General features: G+C 34.7%; 1 protein-coding gene. It reads left to right on the top strand.

From position 1 onward, the window contains the following. Nucleotides 1–519, top strand: a 519-nt coding sequence (locus ACCC84_RS23950) for an IS4 family transposase (RefSeq protein ID WP_371902449.1), incomplete at both ends; no start/stop codon positions are given.

Here is a 519-nt window from a genome sequence, read left to right as displayed (position 1 = left end):
ATATAGCCCATACTTCATTGGTACAATTATGTAGTCGATTAGAAGCTAACACAGGCATTTCTATGAGTCCAGAAGGACTCAATCAACGTTTTAATTCTCAGGCTGTTCAGTTTTTACAACAACTCTTAGCACATTTACTTCACCAACAATTTTGTTCTTCTAACAAGATTCCAACTTTGTATACAAACTATTTTCGACGTATTCGTGTATTGGATTCTACACATTTTCAGATTCCGGATAAATTCACTTCTATATATCAAGGTTCAGGTGGTAGTGGTCAAAATGCTGGTGTGAAAATTCAACTAGAGTATGATTTACTAAGTGGTCAATTTCTTCATGTTCATGTAGGATCGGGAAGGCACAATGATAAAACGTATGGTTCTACTTGTTTAGCGTCCCTTCAACCGAACGATGTATGTATACGTGATTTAGGATACTTCGACCTAAAAGACTTACATACTATAGAAGAGTGTAATGCTTATTTTATTTCAAGATTAAAGCTCAATACACGTATATATC

Source organism: Serratia odorifera (assembly GCF_041448735.1).
GTDB lineage: Bacteria > Pseudomonadota > Gammaproteobacteria > Enterobacterales > Enterobacteriaceae > Serratia_F > Serratia_F odorifera.
The sequence above is the reverse complement of the archived record's forward strand: the minus strand, read 5'-3'. Positions and strand labels throughout refer to the sequence as shown.